General features: G+C 65.4%; 17 protein-coding genes. 10 read left to right on the plus strand and 7 right to left on the minus strand.

Annotation, left to right across the window (positions count from 1 at the left end; genetic code table 11):
• The first annotated feature begins 3 nt into the window (after nucleotides 1-3).
• Nucleotides 4-336 carry a hypothetical protein gene (locus K369_RS09930; RefSeq protein ID WP_036290762.1) on the plus strand — a complete coding sequence of 111 codons (333 nt, stop codon included), beginning with the start codon at nucleotides 4-6 and terminating at the stop codon, nucleotides 334-336.
• On the opposite strand, the gene K369_RS09935 is transcribed toward K369_RS09930, so the two are convergent.
• Nucleotides 315-803, minus strand: coding sequence for a cupin domain-containing protein (locus K369_RS09935; protein ID WP_036290764.1), 489 nt, complete (start codon nucleotides 801-803; stop codon nucleotides 315-317). The genes K369_RS09930 and K369_RS09935 overlap by 22 nt on opposite strands.
• Nucleotides 804-1,142: 339 nt before the next feature.
• Between K369_RS09935 and K369_RS09940 the strand changes: the two genes are divergently transcribed.
• The 4 genes from K369_RS09940 to rimM all read left to right on the plus strand — a co-directional run bounded on the left by K369_RS09940 (nucleotide 1,143) and on the right by rimM (nucleotide 6,008).
• Entirely contained in the window at nucleotides 1,143-3,092 is a 1,950-nt protein-coding gene (locus tag K369_RS09940) for an acyl CoA:acetate/3-ketoacid CoA transferase (protein ID WP_036290766.1), read from the plus strand.
• 270 nt (nucleotides 3,093-3,362) lie between these two features.
• On the plus strand, nucleotides 3,363-4,904 hold the full coding sequence (gene ffh, locus K369_RS09945; protein ID WP_036290767.1) for a signal recognition particle protein: 1,542 nt from the start codon (nucleotides 3,363-3,365) through the stop codon (nucleotides 4,902-4,904).
• Between the two features lie 71 nt (nucleotides 4,905-4,975).
• Nucleotides 4,976-5,326, plus strand: a complete 351-nt coding sequence (gene rpsP, locus K369_RS09950; protein ID WP_018267770.1) for a 30S ribosomal protein S16 — start codon at nucleotides 4,976-4,978, stop codon at nucleotides 5,324-5,326.
• Between the two features lie 148 nt (nucleotides 5,327-5,474).
• A complete protein-coding gene (gene rimM, locus K369_RS09955) occupies nucleotides 5,475-6,008 on the plus strand; it encodes a ribosome maturation factor RimM (protein WP_036290768.1) in 534 nt (177 codons plus the stop codon).
• A gap of 6 nt (nucleotides 6,009-6,014) precedes the next feature.
• Here the strand turns inward: rimM and K369_RS09960 are convergent, their stop codons facing one another.
• On the minus strand, nucleotides 6,015-6,272 hold the full coding sequence (locus tag K369_RS09960) for a DUF2442 domain-containing protein (protein ID WP_036290769.1): 258 nt from the start codon (nucleotides 6,270-6,272) through the stop codon (nucleotides 6,015-6,017).
• Nucleotides 6,244-6,483 (minus strand): DUF4160 domain-containing protein, encoded by a 240-nt coding sequence (locus K369_RS09965; protein ID WP_036290770.1) that lies wholly within the window; start codon nucleotides 6,481-6,483, stop codon nucleotides 6,244-6,246. The genes K369_RS09960 and K369_RS09965 overlap by 29 nt, the downstream gene beginning before the upstream one ends.
• Before the next feature lie 110 nt (nucleotides 6,484-6,593).
• On the opposite strand from K369_RS09965, the gene trmD reads away from it, so the two are divergent.
• On the plus strand, nucleotides 6,594-7,340 hold the full coding sequence (gene trmD, locus K369_RS09970; RefSeq protein WP_051949191.1) for a tRNA (guanosine(37)-N1)-methyltransferase TrmD: 747 nt from the start codon (nucleotides 6,594-6,596) through the stop codon (nucleotides 7,338-7,340).
• Nucleotides 7,341-7,569: 229 nt separating this feature from the next.
• Nucleotides 7,570-8,277, plus strand: a complete 708-nt coding sequence (aat, locus tag K369_RS09975; protein WP_036290771.1) for a leucyl/phenylalanyl-tRNA--protein transferase — start codon at nucleotides 7,570-7,572, stop codon at nucleotides 8,275-8,277.
• On the opposite strand, the gene K369_RS09980 is transcribed toward aat, so the two are convergent.
• Together K369_RS09980 and K369_RS09985 are read right to left on the minus strand one after the other, a co-directional pair.
• Nucleotides 8,249-8,926: a DUF2155 domain-containing protein gene (locus tag K369_RS09980; RefSeq protein ID WP_051949192.1), complete on the minus strand. Its 678-nt coding sequence runs from the start codon at nucleotides 8,924-8,926 to the stop codon at nucleotides 8,249-8,251. The two genes, aat and K369_RS09980, sit on opposite strands and share 29 nt — an antisense overlap.
• A gap of 117 nt (nucleotides 8,927-9,043) precedes the next feature.
• On the minus strand, nucleotides 9,044-9,451 hold the full coding sequence (locus K369_RS09985) for an NADH:ubiquinone oxidoreductase subunit NDUFA12 (protein WP_026191357.1): 408 nt from the start codon (nucleotides 9,449-9,451) through the stop codon (nucleotides 9,044-9,046).
• 242 nt (nucleotides 9,452-9,693) lie between these two features.
• Here K369_RS09985 and pstS point away from each other — a divergent pair, with 242 nt between their 5' ends.
• Nucleotides 9,694-10,740: a phosphate ABC transporter substrate-binding protein PstS gene (gene pstS / locus K369_RS09990; protein WP_036290772.1), complete on the plus strand. Its 1,047-nt coding sequence runs from the start codon at nucleotides 9,694-9,696 to the stop codon at nucleotides 10,738-10,740.
• A 51-nt stretch (nucleotides 10,741-10,791) separates the two neighbouring features.
• Complete coding sequence (locus K369_RS09995) at nucleotides 10,792-12,009, plus strand: FAD-dependent oxidoreductase (protein WP_036290773.1); 1,218 nt, start codon at nucleotides 10,792-10,794, stop codon at nucleotides 12,007-12,009.
• Here the strand turns inward: K369_RS09995 and K369_RS10000 are convergent.
• Together K369_RS10000 and K369_RS10005 are read right to left on the minus strand one after the other, a co-directional pair.
• Entirely contained in the window at nucleotides 11,990-12,946 is a 957-nt protein-coding gene (locus K369_RS10000; protein WP_036290775.1) for a hypothetical protein, read from the minus strand. The genes K369_RS09995 and K369_RS10000 overlap by 20 nt on opposite strands.
• Nucleotides 12,943-13,485 (minus strand): SRPBCC family protein, encoded by a 543-nt coding sequence (locus tag K369_RS10005; protein WP_036290776.1) that lies wholly within the window; start codon nucleotides 13,483-13,485, stop codon nucleotides 12,943-12,945. Before K369_RS10005 ends, K369_RS10000 begins: the two co-directional genes overlap by 4 nt.
• A 593-nt stretch (nucleotides 13,486-14,078) precedes the next feature.
• Here K369_RS10005 and K369_RS10010 point away from each other — a divergent pair.
• On the plus strand, nucleotides 14,079-17,708 hold the full coding sequence (locus K369_RS10010) for a vitamin B12-dependent ribonucleotide reductase (RefSeq protein WP_036290777.1): 3,630 nt from the start codon (nucleotides 14,079-14,081) through the stop codon (nucleotides 17,706-17,708).
• Nucleotides 17,709-17,732 lie beyond the last annotated feature (24 nt).

Below are 17,732 nucleotides of genomic sequence, written 5' to 3' on the forward strand. Positions count from 1 at the left end.
CAGATGGAATCGGACCTTCGCCCAGGAGACGCAGCGCGCAGACAAGAGCTGCGCGCCTCGCTGCGCGTGCTGCGATCGGAGAGCGCGGACGCCTCGGCCTCGGCCCCGCCGCGCATAATGGCGCCGCGCCGGCTCGTCGTCGTGGCCCCGCGGCCGGCCGCAGACGAGCCGCTGCCGCCGGCGCAGCGCATTCTCGCATCGGCCGCGCTGGCCGGGCTTCTGCTGATGGCGGTCGCGGCGCTCTCGGACGCGGCCGCCCACGCCATGGACGCGATGGAGCCGCGCGCCATCGCGTCACTGGAGATGGGCCGCCCTCACTTCGGCTTCGGCCAATAGCCCTGCGGCGCGCCCGGCGCCCCGACCGGGGTCGTCTCCACCGGCCCTTCCCCGGTGATCTGAATGACGACCTCCTCCTCGCCCGCGCCGTCCCAATGCACGCCGCCGGCCGGATGCAGCACATAGGAGCCCGCCGTCACCGGCCGCGCCTTCTTGAAATCCAGCTCCTCGCCGACGCCGTTCCACCATGTGCCCGAGACCACCACCGCGTGGCGATCCTTCGAATGAAAATGCGGATTGGAATGATGGCCGGGCGGGAAGCGCACGCGCACCACATAGACGCCGGGCTTGGACGGATCGCCGAACAGCACCGCCTGGGCGGGGCCGACGCCGAGCGGGCTCTTGAACTGAACCTCGTCGGCGGGCTTGTAGACGAAACTCTTTTCCGGCTCCGCGCCAATGGGCAGGGTCTGGCCGAGAACCGCCGTCGCTGCGGCGCCCGCGAGGAGAAATCTGAGCTTGGTCATGGTTTGCTCTATGGACGCCGTCGTAAAATATCGCAGTTCGGCCGCGTCTCGCCGACCATGAGCGCAGCATAGTCGCTAAAGCCTATAAGATAAATATGCGAATGAGCGTCGCATCGCGCCCGCGCGGCGCCGCAGCGCGCTCGCCGAGCTGCGACGCGGAGCCGCAGCGTTTTGCGCGGTCGCGGCTCTGCGGCAATTTCCTGGCGCTATTGCGAAACCCTGTCGCAAACTCTAGTGTCGAGGCCGGTTCGAACCCGGCGCCCTATGATTGCGGAACGCGGGAATGACAACGCCCGCAGCCTTCGCCCTGCCGGGCGGCGAAGAGGAAACCCGAGGGAAATGAACAACAAGAACAACAAGGTCATTACAGCCGACGAAGCGATTGCGCTGATCAGCGAAAATGACGTTCTGACCACCACCGGCTTCGTCCAGAGCTGCATTCCCGAGGCGCTGCACGCCGCGCTGGAGAAGCGCTTCGTCGAGACGGGCGGACCGCGCGGCCTCACGCTCATCATGACCGCCGGCGCCGGCGACAGCAAAGGGCTCGGCACCGGCCGCCTGCATCATGAAGGCCTGCTGCGCCGGGTCATCGCCGGCAATTTCGGCCGCATGCCCAAGGTCGCCCAGGCCGCCGCGGAGAACAAGATTCTCGGATACAACCTGCCGCAGGGCGTCATCTCGCAGCTCTATCGCGCCTGCGCCGCCGGCCAGCCCGGCCTCTTCTCCAAGGTCGGCCTCTATACTTATGTCGATCCGCGCTTCGGCGGCGGCCGCGTCAACGAAGTGACGACGGAAGAGATCGTCAAGCATGTCGTCATCGACGAGGAAGAATGGCTGTTCTACACGGCGACCAAGATCGACGTGGCCTTCATCCGTGGCACCAGCGCCGATCCTTCCGGCAATATCAGCATGGAGAAGGAGGCGCTGACGCTCGACGTGCTCGCCCAGGCGATGGCCGCGCATAATAATGGCGGCATTGTCATCGCGCAGGTCGAGCGCATCGTCGAGGCCGGCTCGATTCGTCCCAAGGACGTGAAGGTTCCGGGCATTCTGGTCGATTGCGTCGTCGTCGCCGATCAGCCCGAGCTGCACCGGATGAACTACGGCGTGATGTATAATCCGGCGTTGGCCGGCGAGATTCGCGTGCCGGTCGAGAGCATGGCGAAAATGCCGCTCGACGCGCGCAAGATCATCGCGCGCCGCGCCGCCTTCGAGCTGCCGCCCAATGGCGTCGTCAATCTCGGCGTCGGCGCGCCGGAGGGCATAGCCGCCGTCGCCAATGAAGAGAAGCTCACCCCCTTCATCACGCTGACGACGGAAGCCGGCGCCATAGGCGGCGTGCTCGCCTCGGGCTCCTCCTTCGGCTCGGCCACCAACGCCGATTCGATCATCGATCAGAACACGCAATTCGACTTTTATGACGGCGGCGGTCTCGACATGACCTGCCTCGGCATGGCCGAATGCGACGAGCAGGGCAATGTCAACACCAGCCGTTTCGGCGGACGCCTCAACGGCTGCGGCGGCTTCATCAACATCAGCCAGAACGCGCGCAGCGTCGTCTTCGCCGGCACCTTCACCGCCGGCGGGCTCGACATTGCGATTCAAGACGGCGAGGTGAAAATCCTCAAGGAAGGCCGCGCGCGCAAATTCCTGAAATTCGTCGAGCAGGTGACGTTCAGCGGCAAATATGCGCAAAAGCGCGAGCAGCCGGTGATCTATGTCACCGAGCGCTGCGTCTTCCAGCTGACGAAAGAAGGTCTCGAGCTGATCGAGATCGCGCCGGGCATAGACATAGAGCGGGATATTCTCCCGCATATGGACTTCAAGCCCATCGTCAAGCATCCGATATTGATGGACAAGCGCATCTTCATCGACGAGCCGATGGGGCTGATCTCCGATCTGCTCAATCTCGATCTGCAGGATCGCGTGAGCTATGACGCCGATCGCAATATTCAGTTCCTCAATCTCGAGGGCTGGAGCGCGCGCTCCAAGCGCGACATCGACGATCTGCGCAAGATGCTGATCGACGCCTGCCAGAAGATCGGCAAGCGCGTCAATCAGGTCGTCAATCTCGACAACTTCCGCATCAGCGAGCATCTCTACGATTACTATGCGGAGATGATCCAATATATGCTCGAGAATTATTATGTGACGACGACGCGCTACACGACCAGCGCCTTCCTGCGCTTGAAGCTCAAGGAAGCGCTGAGCAAGCGCGGCATCGCTCCACATGTCTTCGAGCGCAAGGAGGACGCGCACAGCTTCCTCGAGGTGATCGGCGAAGGCTGAGCGGCCTATCTACGCTCCCCCTTCAGGGGGACCCTGAAGGGGGAGGTGGAAACGCCTCTTGCGGCGACGGATATCGTTCCCCCGCTCACTCTCCACGCTCCGCGTTGACTTCCCGGCCCCCAACGCCTAAAAACGCGCCAATCTCGTCAGAGATGACCGTTTGACCCGCCCATTCGCCCCAGAGGCGTAGGGCCAACGCCCGGCAGCGCCATGCGCCCCCGGGCGCGCTTTGCTTTGGAGCGACGTCTGCTCCTAGCGCAGGAGAACCGCATGTTCGAGGGCCTTTCCGACAAGCTCTCCGGCATATTCGACAAGCTCACGCGGCGCGGCGCCCTTTCGGACGCCGATGTCGCCGAGGCTCTGCGCGAGGTGCGCCGCGCTCTGCTCGAGGCGGATGTCGCGCTCGATGTCGTGCGCACATTCACCGACAGCGTGCAGGCCAAGGCCGTCGGCGCCAATGTGGTGAAGTCGGTCTCGCCCGGCCAGATGGTCGTCAAGATCGTCAATGACGTCATGGTCGAGACTCTGGGCTCGACCGCGCAGCCGATCGATCTCGACGCCGCCCCGCCGGTCGCCATCATGCTGGTCGGCCTGCAGGGCGCCGGCAAGACGACCACCGCCGCCAAGATCGCCAAGCGCCTGAAAGAGCGCCATGGCAAGCGCGTGCTGATGGCCTCGCTGGACGTGAAGCGCCCGGCCGCGCAGGAGCAGCTCGCCATTCTCGGCCGGCAGGTGGAGGTCGACACTCTGTCGATCGTGCCGGGCCAGGACCCGGTGAAGATCGCCAAGCGCGCCGAGGAGACCGCGCGGCGCGAAGGCTATGACGTGGTGCTGCTCGACACTGCGGGCCGCACGCACATCGACGAGCCGCTGATGGAGGAGATGGCGCAGATCAAGGCCGTCTCCAAGCCGCATGAGATATTGCTCGTCGTCGATGCGCTGACCGGCCAGGACGCGGTCAATCTCGCCAAGAATTTCGACGATCGCGTCGGCCTCACCGGCATTGTGCTGACGCGCGTCGACGGCGATGGCCGCGGCGGCGCGGCGCTCTCCATGCGCGCCGTCACCGGCAAGCCGATCAAGCTGATCGCCACCGGCGAGAAGATGGATGCGCTCGACGAATTCTCGCCGCAGCGCATCGCCAATCGCATTCTCGGCATGGGCGATATCGTCGCGCTGGTGGAGAAAGCCGCCTCCGCCGTCGATCAGGAACAAGCGCAGCGCGCCGCCGAGCGCATGGCGAAAGGCAAGTTCGATCTGCAGGATTTGGCCGATCAGCTGTCGATGATGGAGAAGGTCGGCGGCTTCGGCGGCATAATGGGGCTGCTGCCCGGCGTCGCCAAGATGAAGGAGCAGATCGCCTCCGCCAACATCGACGACAAGATGTTCAAGCGCCAGCGCGCCATCATTCTGTCGATGACGCCCAAGGAGCGGCGCAATCCCGACATTCTCAAAGCCTCGCGCAAGCGCCGCATCGCGGCGGGCTCCGGCGCGAAGGTGGAGGAGGTCAACAAGCTCTTGAAGCAGCACCGCCAGATGGCCGACATGATGAAAGCCATGGGCGGCGGCAAGGGCGGCGGCATGATGGCCAAGGCCGCGCAGATGATGGGCATGGGCGGCATGCAGGCGCCTTCGCCCGAGCAGCTCGCGCAATTGCAGAAGAAAATGGGCGGCGCCCTGCCGCCCGGCGCCGGCCCCAGCATTCCCGCTGCGCCGCCGGCTTCCGCATTCTCCGCCAAGCCGACGCTTCCGGGCCTCGGCGGCGGCGGAGGTTTCCTGAGCGGATTGAATCCGTTCGGGAAGAAGAAATGAAACAGCGAGTAGCGAATAGTTCGCTCTCTCTATTCGCTACTCGCTACTCGCTCACACAAAGGAAGAACCAAATGTCCCTGAAGATCAGACTCTCCCGCGGCGGCGCCAAGAAGCGTCCTTTCTATCGCGTCGTCGTCGCCGATTCGCGCTCGCCCCGCGATGGCCGCTTCATCGAGCGTCTCGGCACTTTCGATCCGCTGAAGCCGAAGGACGCCGCCGATCGTCTGGTGCTCGACGCCGAGAAGGCGAAGGAGTGGATCGCCAAGGGCGCGCAGGCGACCGATCGCGTCGCCCGCCTGCTCGAGAGCGTCGGCGTCGGCAAGCGTGAGGCGCGCAGCAATCCGCAGAAGGCTCAGCCGAAGAAGAAGGCGCAGGAGCGCGCCGCCGCTGCGGCCGCCGCCGCCGAGGCCGCCTCGGCCTGATGACGCCGTCCCTGCGAGCGAAGCGAAGCGATCGGGGGCCGCGCGGCGGCCTCTGGAGCGCTTCGCCGATTTCGCGATGCGAGCCTGAAGGCTCGCGGTCCTCTGCGTGTCTTGGACCGCGAGCCTTCAGGCTCGCTCTCGTCCGCGCATGAAAAACGCCGTTCTCCTCGGCCGGCTCGGCGCCGCGCATGGCGTGCGCGGCGAAATCCGCCTGCAGAGCTTCACCGCCGATCCTTCGGCGATCTCCACCTACGGTCCCTTGTTCGACGCCGGCGGCGCGCGCCGTTTCGTCATCGCTTCGCTGCGGCCGATCGGCAAGGACATGTTCGTCGCGCGTCTCGAGGGCGTGCGCGACCGCGAGGCGGCGGCGGCGCTGACCGGCGTCGAGCTCTATCTTCCACGCGCGGCGCTGCCGGAGCCGGAGGAAGATGAATTCTATCTCGCCGATCTCGAAGGGCTGCGCGCGGAAACGCCCGCCGGCGAGACGCTCGGCGTTGTGATCGCCGTGCGCAATTTCGGCGCGAGCGATCTGTTGGAAGTGCGCCCGCCCGCCGGCGGCGAGACGCTGCTCTTCCCCTTCACCAAGGCCGTGGTCCCCATCGTCGATGTGGCCGGCGGCCGCGTGGTGGTGGAGCCGCCGCTCGAGATCGAAGGCGATGCGCCGTCAGGGGAAGAGGGATAGCCGCCCTTATCGCAACGGCTGCGCCACGAGCGGAAAATTTTCGGGGTGGCGAATGGAGTCGACATGCAGATCGACATCCAGCTCCGGCCAATAGAGATGATGCGGATTTAGCCGTTCCACCTCGAATATCTGCGAGACCGCGGCCGTGCGGAACCACGGAAACTGGTCGAAAGGCATGAAGAGCTGCTCATCGTCCAGCCGCAGCCAGACGCCGAGCTTCGTCACGCCCGAGACTTCAACCGGGGAAGTGTCGACGCCAGGCATCCCTGATCTCCTTTTCATGCTCTCGGATCATGATCTCGATCTCCAGCAAGGCCTGAGCCGACAGCCCCTGATTGCGCGCCACCACGATTTCCGGCTCCATCCAGAACTTGGCTTCGCCGTCTGGATGGTAGACGTGAACATGCGCTCTCGGCTCTTCACGCGAGAAGAAATAGAAGCGATATCCTCGTTGACGAAAGAGCGTCGGCGACATCTCGGCCTTTCGCGGCGGTGAGCGCCCACGGGAGAACTCTAGCTCGTAACCATCGCTCGCGAAAGCGCGCCGCCTTTCCCGCCCCGCGCCTCCATGCCATAACCCGCCCCATGTGGCGCGCGACGATCCTCACACTCTTCCCGGAAATGTTCCCCGGCCCGCTCGGCCTGTCGCTCGCGGGCGACGGGCTTGCGCGCGGGCTCTGGTCGCTGGAGGCGCGCAATATTCGCGAGCACGGCCTCGGCCGTCATCGCGCCGTCGACGATACGCCGGCCGGCGGCGGTCCGGGCATGGTGATGCGCGCCGATGTTCTCGCCGCAGCGATCGACGCCGCGGCGCCGGATGGCGACGCGCGCCCGCGTCTGTTGATGAGCCCGCGCGGCGCGCCGCTCACGCAGAGCCGCGTGCGCGCGCTGGTCGCAGGCGAGGGCGCCGTCATCCTCTGCGGACGCTTCGAGGGCGTGGACGAGCGCATCATCGAAGCGCGCGCGCTGGAGGAGGTCTCGATCGGCGATTATGTGCTCTCGGGCGGCGAGATTGCGGCCATGGCGCTCGTCGACGCCTGCGTGCGGCTGTTGCCGGGCATTATGGGAGAGACTGCCTCGGGCGAGGAGGAGAGCTTCGAGAGCGGTCTGCTCGAATATCCGCAATATACGCGGCCGCGCGATTTCGAGGGCCGTGCGATTCCCGACATTCTGCTCTGCGGCGATCACGCCAAGATCGCGCGCTGGCGCCATGAGCGCGCGCTCGAGCTGACGCGCGCGCGGCGGCCGGATTTGCTGGACGATCGAGCAAGCGAGATGCGCGCCGGACGAGGCGTTTCCACCTCCCCCTCGAGGCAGGGGAATCGCCGATGAGTATAGGGGCAATCCGCCGCATGGCGCTGGATATTCTCGGCCGGCGATAGCCAGCCGGGGTGGGGTGAGACGCGAGGAGCTCTCCCTCCCGAGCGCCGAAGGCGCTCTGTATTACGTGTTTCCACTCTCACGCGGCGCGCCCCGCCCCGTTCGACCCTTTCGGCGTTCGAGCCACGCCCGGGCGACGAACGCTCTCGATTCCGGCGCGCATTGCGCTACAATCTGTGGAATGTCGCGCCCTTCACACGCAGATTACGCCATCACGCCGCAGATTTTGCTGCGCGCCTATTCCATCGGGCTTTTCCCTATGGCGGAGAGCGCCGAAGAGGAGCAGCTCTTCTGGGTCGATCCCCAGGAGCGCGCCATTTTCCCGCTGGATGCGTTCAAGGTCTCGCATTCGCTCGCCAAGACGATCCGCTCGGATCGTTTCGAGGTGCGGGTCGATACGGATTTCGACGCCGTGATCGCGGCTTGCGCCGCCTCGGCGCCCAAGCGCGAGAACACTTGGATCAATTCCGAGATCAAGCGGCTCTATCGCAAGCTGTTCGACATGGGCTTCGCCCATACGGTCGAATGCTGGCGGGAGGGACGGCTGGTCGGCGGCCTCTATGGCGTGTCGATGCGCGCCGCCTTTTTCGGCGAGAGCATGTTCCACACCGAGACCGACGCCTCGAAAGTGGCGCTGGCGCATCTCGTGGCGCGGCTCGTCAAAGGCGGCTTCCGCCTGCTCGACACGCAATTCATGACCACGCATCTCGCTTCGCTCGGCGCGGTCGAGGTCAGCCGCGACGCCTATCACGCGCTGCTGGAGCAGGCTTTGTCGGTCTCGGGCCGCTTCGCCGCCTGGCCGGACGAGGCGCCCGTCCCCGGCCGCGAGATCGTCGCCATTCTGCGGCCGGAGCCGACGCTCAGAACGGAAAAGGCGAAGGCGCCGTAGCGGGGGCCGGAGCCTGCGCCGGCTGCTTCTTTTTCTTCTTCTTCTTGGACTTTTCGGCCGGAGCCGCACCCGCCGGCTCCGCGCTCTCCGGGGCCTTCGCGGCCTCCGGCGGAACCGAATCGCGCGGGCCGATCGGCGCGGCCTCCACCGGGACGGGCGCGACCGGCTCGACCTTGCGAGAGCGGGAGCGCTTCTTCTCCGGCGCGGGGGCTGCGGGGGCCGCCGCCGCAGGATCGACCGCCGGCGCCTGGACGATTTCCTTGCCGCCGCGGCAATCGACCAGCCAAACGTCATAGACCGGGTGCTCGACGCCATGCAGGCCCGGACTCGCGGCGAACATCCAGCCGGAGAAAATCCGCTTGGCGTCGTTCTTCCCCGTGTCCTGCTCGTCGACCTCGACGAAGCTCGTCGTCTGCGGCGCCTCGGTTTGCGGGCGCGTGTTGCAGACGCGCGGCGTCACCTGAAGCGAGCCGAATTGCACGGTCTCGTCTATGGCGACGTCGAAATTGATGATTCGGCCCGTGGTCTTGTCGAGCCCGGCGAAAATGGCGGTGGGATTGCGGATGGGATCGGCGGCCGCCGCGCCGAGGCCGACGAGCAAGGCGGCCCCAGAAAGAGCGAAACGCAGGCGGAAGCAGCGGGAGATCATATCGGCTCTCGTTTCCGATCTCTGGCTCGGGCTGGCCGCCCGCGCCTCATGCGCCGTCGTTGAATAGGAAGAGCGTGGCGGATCGATGGTCGCGGACCACGCCGCGACCGCCTCGCCTCAAGCCTCGGGGGACCAGGCCTGATAGTCGCCGCCGGCGGGAGCGCGGCGGCCCTCGGCCAGGATCGAGCCCGGCGGGTGATAGGCGGCGGAGGTGCCGGTCAGATTGGGGCGATAGGTCAGCTCCCATTCCTTCGGCTCGTATTTCTCCTGCGTCGGCGGCGTGTCGACCGTGTGGTGCAGCCAGCCATACCAGCCGGGCGGCGTCGCCGAGCCCTCGGCATAGCCCTTATAGATGACCCAGCGGCGCTCGAAGCCGAGCGCCTTGTCCTTCTTGCCGCCGCGACGGCGGTAATAGACGTTGCCGAACTCATCCGTCCCGACGCGCTCGCCATAGAGCAGCGTCCACAGGCCCGTGCTGAGCGTCGCCCGGTTCCACCAGGTGAAGAAGCGAATGATGTAGGACATGTCGGAAGCGTCCAAGAAAGTTTGCGTGGCCCCTTATTGCGTCAAGACAGCGCAATGTCCAGTCGGGCGCGCCACTCCCGCGTCATGAGCTTTGCTTTTGGCGCGAAGTCGTGGAAAAGGAGGCATGTGACAGAAAGACGACAGCCGCCGCGCCGCCAAGGCGCGCCGCAGAGAGCTGAAAACCATTGGGCTACAGCTCTCGCGGACAAGAGCGCCGCGTCGAAATTCCAGGGAAAGGCCGCATGATTTCCAAAGCCTCGAGGCTCATTCTTCACGCCGCTCTGGCGGCGATCCTTTCCGTGGGGAGCGCCCGCGCCCTCGATATTTCCGGCGCCGGCGCGACTTTTCCCCTGCCCATCTACGCCAAATGGGCGCAGAGCTATTCGAAAGAGACGGGCAATCGCGTCAATTATCAATCGATCGGCTCGGGCGGCGGCATCCGCCAGATCAAGGCGCGGACGGTGACTTTCGGCGCCTCGGACCAGCCGCTGACCGCCAAAGAGCTCGACGCCGCCGGGCTCATCCAATGGCCGCAGGTTGTCGGCGGCGTCACGCCCGTCGTCAATCTGGACGGCGTCGCCTCCGCTGAGCTGGTCCTCGACGGCGCGACTCTCGCGCGCATTTTTCTCGGCGAGATCAAGCTCTGGAACGATCCGGCGATCCGCGCGCTGAACCCGAAGATCGCGCTTCCGGCGACGTCGATCGTCGTCGTCCACCGCTCCGACGGCTCGGGCACGACCTTCTGCTTCACCGATTATCTCTCCCGCGTCTCCGCCGATTGGAAAGAGAAGGTGGGCGAGAACGTCGCCGTGGAATGGCCGCTCGGCCTCGGCGCCAAGGGCAATGAGGGCGTCGCCAATAATGTCGCCAACTCCAAAGGCGCGATCGGCTATGTCGAATACGCCTACGCAAAGCAGAACAAGCTCGCCGCCGTCAGCCTGGTCAATCGCGACGGCAAGATCGTTGCGCCGGGCAAGGAGAGCTTCGAGGCCGCCGCCGCCAATGCCGATTGGGCCGGCGCGCCGGGCTTTTTCCATCTGCTGACCGAGCAGCCGGGCGCCGCCTCCTGGCCGATCGCGGCGGCGACCTTCATTCTGCTGCCCAAGCAGCCGCAGGACGCCGCGGCGGCGCTGGAAGCGCTGAAATTCTTCGACTGGGCCTTCTCGAAAGGCGCGGCGGCGGCGCAGGAGCTGGATTTCGAGCCCATGCCCGCCTCTGTGGTCACGCTGATCCGCAAGAGCTGGGCGGCCAATGTGAAGGATGCGAATGGAAAACCGCTGCTGAACTGACCATAAAGATCGGCAGCGGCCGCACACGGCCGATTCGCACAGGAGCGGCCGATGACGCAGACGATCTCCACGAGATGCTGCGTGGTCGGCGGCGGCCCGGCGGGGCTGATGGCGGGTTTTCTGCTCGCTCGCGCCGGCGTCGAGACCATCGTCCTCGAAAAGCACGCCGATTTCCTGCGCGACTTCCGCGGCGACACGATCCACCCTTCGACGCTTCAGCTGATGTTCGAGCTCGGCCTGCTCGAGGATTTTCTGAAGCTGCCGCATCGCAAGGCGTTTCAGGTCTCGGCGGATCTGGGGGAGCGAAAATTCGTCGTCGCCGATTTCCGCAGCCTGCCGACCTTGTGCAAATTCGTCGCCTTCATGCCGCAATGGGATTTTCTCGACTTCATCGCCGGCGAGGCGAAGAAGCTGCCGAATTTCCGCCTGCTGATGAAGACCGCCGCAGAGAGCGTGATCGAGGAGAACGGCCGCATCGTCGGCCTGCGCGCCGAGGGGCCGGAGGGGCCGCTCGAGATCCGGGCCGATCTCACCATCGCCGCGGATGGGCGGACCTCGCGAATGCGCGAATCGGCGGGCCTCGCGGTGGAGGATTTCGGCGCGCCCATGGATGTGCTGTGGCTGGAACTGCGGCGCAAGGCGGATGACCCCGACGAGACCTTCGGCCGCATCGCGCCGGGCCGCATGGTGGCGATGATCGAGCGCGGCTCCTATTGGCAGATCGGCTATGTGATTCCCAAAGGCGGCGCGCAGGCGCTGCGGAGCCGGCCGATCGACGCGTTTCGCCGCGCCCTCGCCGACAGCGTTCCCTTTCTCGAGGATCGCGTCGAGGATTTGCGCGATTGGGAGGATGTGAATCTGCTGACCGTGCAGGTCGATCGGCTGAAGAATTGGAGCCGGCCGGGCCTGCTCTGCATCGGCGACGCGGCCCATGCGATGTCGCCGATCGGCGGCGTCGGAATCAATCTGGCGATTCAGGACGCTGTGGCGACCGCCAATCTGCTGGCCGAAAAGCTGCGGGACGGGACGCTGCGCGACGAGGACGTCGGCGCCGTGCAGAAGCGCCGCGAGTTTCCCGCACGAGTGACGCAGCGGCTGCAGCTCTTCCTTCAGAACCGCGTGATCCGCAATGTGCTCGCGGCGGACAAGCCTTTCGAGCCGCCATTGGCGCTGCGGCTTCTGGACGTCTTCCCGGTGCTACGGCAGATTCCGGCGCGGCTGATCGGCCTCGGCGTGCGGCCGGAGCATGTCAATTCATCGCGCGGATAAAAGCCCCGAAGGCGCGCGGCCCGTCGCCGGTCTTGGCCTTGGCGATCACTTTCAGGCTGTCGGCGGCGATCGACCAGAACTCATTGGTGAACCAATTGGCGACATAGACGGTCTTGCCGTCGCGGCTCGCGCCTATGCCTTCTGGATATTCGCCGACCTTCACCTGCGCCACCGGCGCGAATGTCGAGAGATCGAAGACGCTGACCGATTCGGCATATTGGTCGGTGACGAAGCCCCTGCCCTGCGCCAGCGCCACGCAATAGGGCCGCTTGCCGACCTTCACCGTGGCGATGACGCGCCGGCTCGAAAGATCGATGACGCTGACGTCGTCCGATTCGACATTGGCCGTGTAGGCGCGCTCGCCCTTGGCGTCGATGGTGATGCCGAAAGGATGGCGGCCGACATCGAGCTCGCCGAGCTTCTCGAAGGACGCCGCATCGACGAAGGCGATTTTATTGGCGTCGCGAATCGCCACGAGGATCGTCTTGCCATCCGGCGTCACTGCGACACCGGAGGGTGTGACGCCGACCTGCGCCGTGGCGACGACGCCGGCTTCCGGATCGACCGCAAAGAGCCGCTGCTCATACATGTCGGCGACATAGACGCGCTTGCCGTCCGGCGCGACGGCGAGGCCGAGCGGACCGCCCTCCAGCGGGATCTTGCGCAGGACGCGACGCTCGCGCGTGTCGACGACGGAGAGATATTTGCCTTCAGGGCTCGTCACATAGGCGCGCGCGCCATCCGCCGAAACGGCGACGCCGGCCGGCTTGCCGCCGATCGGCAGAGTCGCGACGGGCGCCATGGTCGAAAGATCGACGATGGTGAGATCGCCGCTGCCCTGATTGGTGACGAAAGCCTCGTCCGCCCCCGCGGGCGAAGCGAGAGCGAGCCCGAGAAGGGCGGCGCGCGCCGCCCTGCCCCAGGATGCAGAGATCACTTGCCTTCGACCTTGGCCTTCAGCGAGGCGAGGCCGGCCTTGTAGAGATCGGTGATCGCCTTGAGCGCCGCCTCGTCGGAGAGTTCCGGCGGCGGATCATTGTTGGGGAAGCCGCGATAGAAGGCGCCGCGCCATTCGACGACGCTCTTGTCGCCCTGCGGCTTCACCGTCAGCGTCGAGGAATAATTGTTCACCGGCAGGATCTTCACATCGACCTTCTCGATGCGATAGGCGAGCGAGAAGTCCTTGGCGTCATATTTGGTGAGCGCCTCATCGATCTCGCCGCCATTCTTCAGCGTGATATGGCGCGTGGCCTTCTCCGCATTGCCGCCCGTTCCTTCCGTCTTGGCGACGGGGGGCAGCCAGCTCAAATCCTGGAAATTGCCGACGATTTCCCAGACCTTCTCGGCCGGAGCCGCGATCTCGATCGTCTCCGTCACCTTCTGGCGCGAGGGGCCGTGGGCGAGCGCGGCCGACGAGGCGAGAGCCGCGAGCGACAAGGCGGCCAGGAACCCCCGGCGCGCGACGACGAATGACATGACTACCTCCTGAAGGGCATTTAGGCGCCTATTGCCCCGGCGCCGCCGGCGCGCAACTAACTCCTCCGCGCCCTGCGGCGTCAAGACTCCCGATCTCTGCGGGCGGAAAATCCCGCTGCGCTGCGGCAAAGTTCCTGAAGCTTTCGTCGCAGAAATGAGGCGCCGCTCCTCGGGCCTGCTCGAGAATCGCGCTTTCGAGGCCCTTACGTAAAGTGCGGCTCACGTCGAGCCCGCTGTCCAGAGCGCGACTCGGCTTTCCCCATTATCCACGGTATTTTGCAAGATATTGTCCAATTATTTATTCCTCACACTATATCTTGACGCCGTCGGAAGAGTGACGCACTGTGCGGGTGTCTCATGACGCAGCGGCGGATGAACGAAAAAGCTGTTTCTCGCGCGCCCCCGGCGGGCGGCGCGACGCTTTTCGGCAGCCAAAGCTGCGGCTCGTCGCAGCGGCTTTCCGCCGCGCCGCGGCCCGACCCCCGTATCTGCGTTTCCTGCCGACGTAGAGTCCCTTCCAGAACGAGCTTGTCGCGACCGATCCATCGGCCGCGATCGATTCACCGCGCGCATTTTTCGAGGATCGAAATACGATGAAGATCGAGCGACGCCACACGACAGCCGGCCAGTCTCCTTATGCGGATATCGAGTTTCGCGCGGCGCGTAGCGAGATCCGCAACCCCGACGGCTCGGTCGTGTTCTCGCTCGAGAATATCGACGCGCCGGCCGATTGGAGCCAGGTCGCCATCGACGTGCTGGCGCAGAAATATTTCCGCAAGGCCGGCGTGCCGGCGCGGCTGAAGCGCGTCGAGGAGCATGAGGTTCCGAGCTTCCTGTGGCGCTCTGTTCCCGATTCGGAGGCGCTCGCCCTTCTGCCCAAGGCGGAGCGCTATTCCTCCGAGACCTCGGCGCGCGAGGTGTTCGACCGTCTCGCCGGCGCCTGGGCCTATTGGGGCTGGAAGGGCGGCTATTTCGACACGGAGGAGGACGCCTCCGCCTTCCAGGACGAGCTGCGCTACATGCTGGCCCGCCAGATGGCGGCGCCCAATTCGCCGCAATGGTTCAACACCGGCCTGCATTGGGCCTATGGCGTCGACGGCCCCAGCCAGGGCCATTTCTACGTCGATTATCAGACCGGCAAGCTGACCAAGTCCAAGACCGCCTATGAGCATCCGCAGCCGCACGCCTGCTTCATCCAGTCGGTGGAGGACGATCTCGTCAATGACGGCGGCATAATGGATCTCTGGGTGCGCGAGGCGCGCCTGTTCAAATACGGCTCCGGCACCGGCTCCAATTTCTCCAAGCTGCGCGGCGAGAAGGAGAAGCTCTCGGGCGGCGGCTCCTCCTCCGGCCTCATGTCCTTCCTCAAGATCGGCGACCGCGCGGCGGGCGCGATCAAATCCGGCGGCACGACGCGCCGCGCCGCCAAAATGGTGGTGGTCGACGTCGACCATCCCGACATAGAGGCCTTCATCGATTGGAAGGTGAAGGAGGAGGAGAAGGTCGCCTCGCTCGTCGCCGGCTCCAAGATCGTCAAGAAGCATCTGAAAGCCGTGCTGCGCGCCTGCGTCAATTGCGAGGGGCCGGGCTTCGACTGTTTCGACCCGGAGAAGAATCCGGCGCTGAAGCGCGAGATCAGAGCCGCGCGCCGCGCCGAGGTGCCGGACAATTACATCAAGCGCGTCATTCAATTCGCGCGTCAGGGCTATAAGGACATTTCCTTCGACACCTATGACACGGATTGGGATAGCGAGGCCTATCTCACCGTCTCCGGCCAGAACTCCAACAACACCGTGCGCGTCACCGACGAATTCCTGAAGTCGGTGGAGAGCGACGGCGATTGGACGCTGACGCGCCGGCTCGACGGCAAGCCGTCGAAGACGCTGAAGGCTCGCGAATTGTGGGAGAAGATCGGCTACGCCGCCTGGGCTTCCGCCGATCCCGGCATTCAGTTCCACACGACGATCAATGATTGGCACACCTGCCCGGCCGGCGGCGCCATTCGCGCCTCCAATCCGTGCTCGGAATATATGTTCCTCGACGACACGGCCTGCAATCTCGCCTCGCTGAACCTGCTGCAGTTCCGCGACGCGCAGACGAAGCGCATCGACGTCGATTCTTACGAGCACGCCGTCCGGCTATGGACCGTCGTGCTGGAAATCTCCGTGCTGATGGCGCAATTCCCCTCGCGGGAGATCGCGCAGCTCTCATACGAATATCGCACGCTCGGCCTCGGCTACGCCAATGTCGGCGGCCTGCTCATGTCTTCGGGCATCGCCTATGACAGCGAAGCCGGCCGCGCGCTCTGCGGCGCGCTCTCCGCCATCATGACCGGCGTCGCCTATCGCGCCTCGGCGGAAATGGCCAAGGAGCGCGGCCCCTTCTCGGGCTTCGAGGCCAATCGCGAAGCCATGCTGCGCGTCATTCGCAATCACCGCCGCGCCGCCCATGGCCAGCGCGCCGGCTATGAGGGCCTCGCGACCGCGCCCGTGCCGCTCGACCACGCCGCCTGCCCCGATGCGGCGCTCATCGCCCGCGCGACCCGCGCCTGGGACGAGGCGCTCGCGCTCGGCGAGGAGCATGGCTATCGCAATGCGCAAGTCTCCGTCGTCGCGCCGACCGGCACGATCGGCCTCGTCATGGATTGCGACACCACCGGCATAGAACCGGATTTCGCTCTGGTGAAATTCAAGAAGCTCGCCGGCGGCGGCTATTTGAAGATCGTCAATCGCGCCGCGCCGGAAGCGCTGCGCGCCCTCGGCTATCGAGAATCCGAGATCGCCGAGATCGAGGCCTACGCCGTCGGCCACGCCTCGCTCTCCAACGCCCCGGCGATCAACACCACGTCGCTGCGTGCGCGCGGCTTCACCGACGAGAAGATCGAGACGGTGGAAAAGGCGCTCGCCTCCGCCTTCGACATCAAATTCGTCTTCAACAAATGGACGCTCGGCGCGGATTTCCTCACCGGCGCGCTGAAGGTTCCGGCGGCGGCGCTGGAAGATGCGAGCTTCGATCTGCTCACCCATCTCGGCTTCTCGCGCCAGGAGATAGAGGCCGCCAATGTCCACATCTGCGGCGCCATGACTCTGGAAGGCGCGCCGCATTTGAAGGCGGAGCATTATCCCGTCTTCGATTGCGCCAATCCCTGCGGGCGCACGGGCAAGCGCTATCTCTCGGTCGAGAGCCATATTCGCATGATGGCGGCGGCGCAGCCCTTCATCTCGGGCGCGATCTCCAAGACGATCAACATGCCCAATGACGCCACGATCGAGGATTGCGAGGCGGCCTATCTCCTCTCCTGGAAGCTGGCGCTGAAGGCCAACGCCCTCTATCGCGACGGCTCCAAGCTGTCGCAGCCGCTCTCCTCGCAGCTCGTCTCCGACGCCGACGACGAGGCGGAGGAAGTCGCCGAGGAGATCATCTCCGCCAATGCGCCGGCGCGCGCGGCGGCCATCGCCGAGCGCATCGTCGAGCGCGTGGTGCATCAAGTGGTGCGCGAGCGCGAGAAGCTGCCGGATCGGCGCAAAGGCTATACGCAGAAGGCGGCCGTCGGCGGCCATAAGGTCTATCTGCGCACGGGCGAATATGTGGACGGGCGCCTCGGCGAGATCTTCATCGACATGCACAAGGAAGGCGCCGCCTTCCGCAGCTTGATGAATAATTTCGCCATCGCCATCTCGCTCGGCCTGCAATATGGCGTGCCGCTCGAGGAATATGTCGACGCCTTCACCTTCACGCGCTTCGAGCCCGCGGGCTTCGTGCAGGGCAATGACGCGATCAAGAATGCGACGTCCATTCTGGACTATGTGTTCCGCGAGCTGGCGATCTCCTATCTCGGCCGCAATGATCTCGCCCATGTGTCACCGGACGACATCGGCCATGACGTGCTCGGCAAGGGCGAGCATGAGGGCAAGGCGCCCGAGAGCGCATCGTCGGTCGTCTCGAAAGGCCTGCTGCGCTCCAAGACGGATCGGCTGATGCTGGTGCGCGGCGGCGCGACGGCGCTGCGCGAGAACGTCGCGGAAGAGGTCGAGCAGCCTTTGTCCGAGCTCGGCTGGACGGCGCCGACGCGCCCGGTGGAGAGCGTCGCCGACAAGCGCGCCGAAGCGCGGATGAAGGGCTATGTCGGCGAGGCCTGCCCGGAATGCGCGAATTTCACGCTCGTCCGCAATGGCACCTGCCTGAAATGCGAGACCTGCGGAAGTACGACTGGGTGCAGCTGAGCCGCGCGTATTCTTCTGACAACA

This window comes from Methylosinus sp. PW1, from assembly GCF_000745215.1.
Taxonomy (GTDB): domain Bacteria; phylum Pseudomonadota; class Alphaproteobacteria; order Rhizobiales; family Beijerinckiaceae; genus Methylosinus.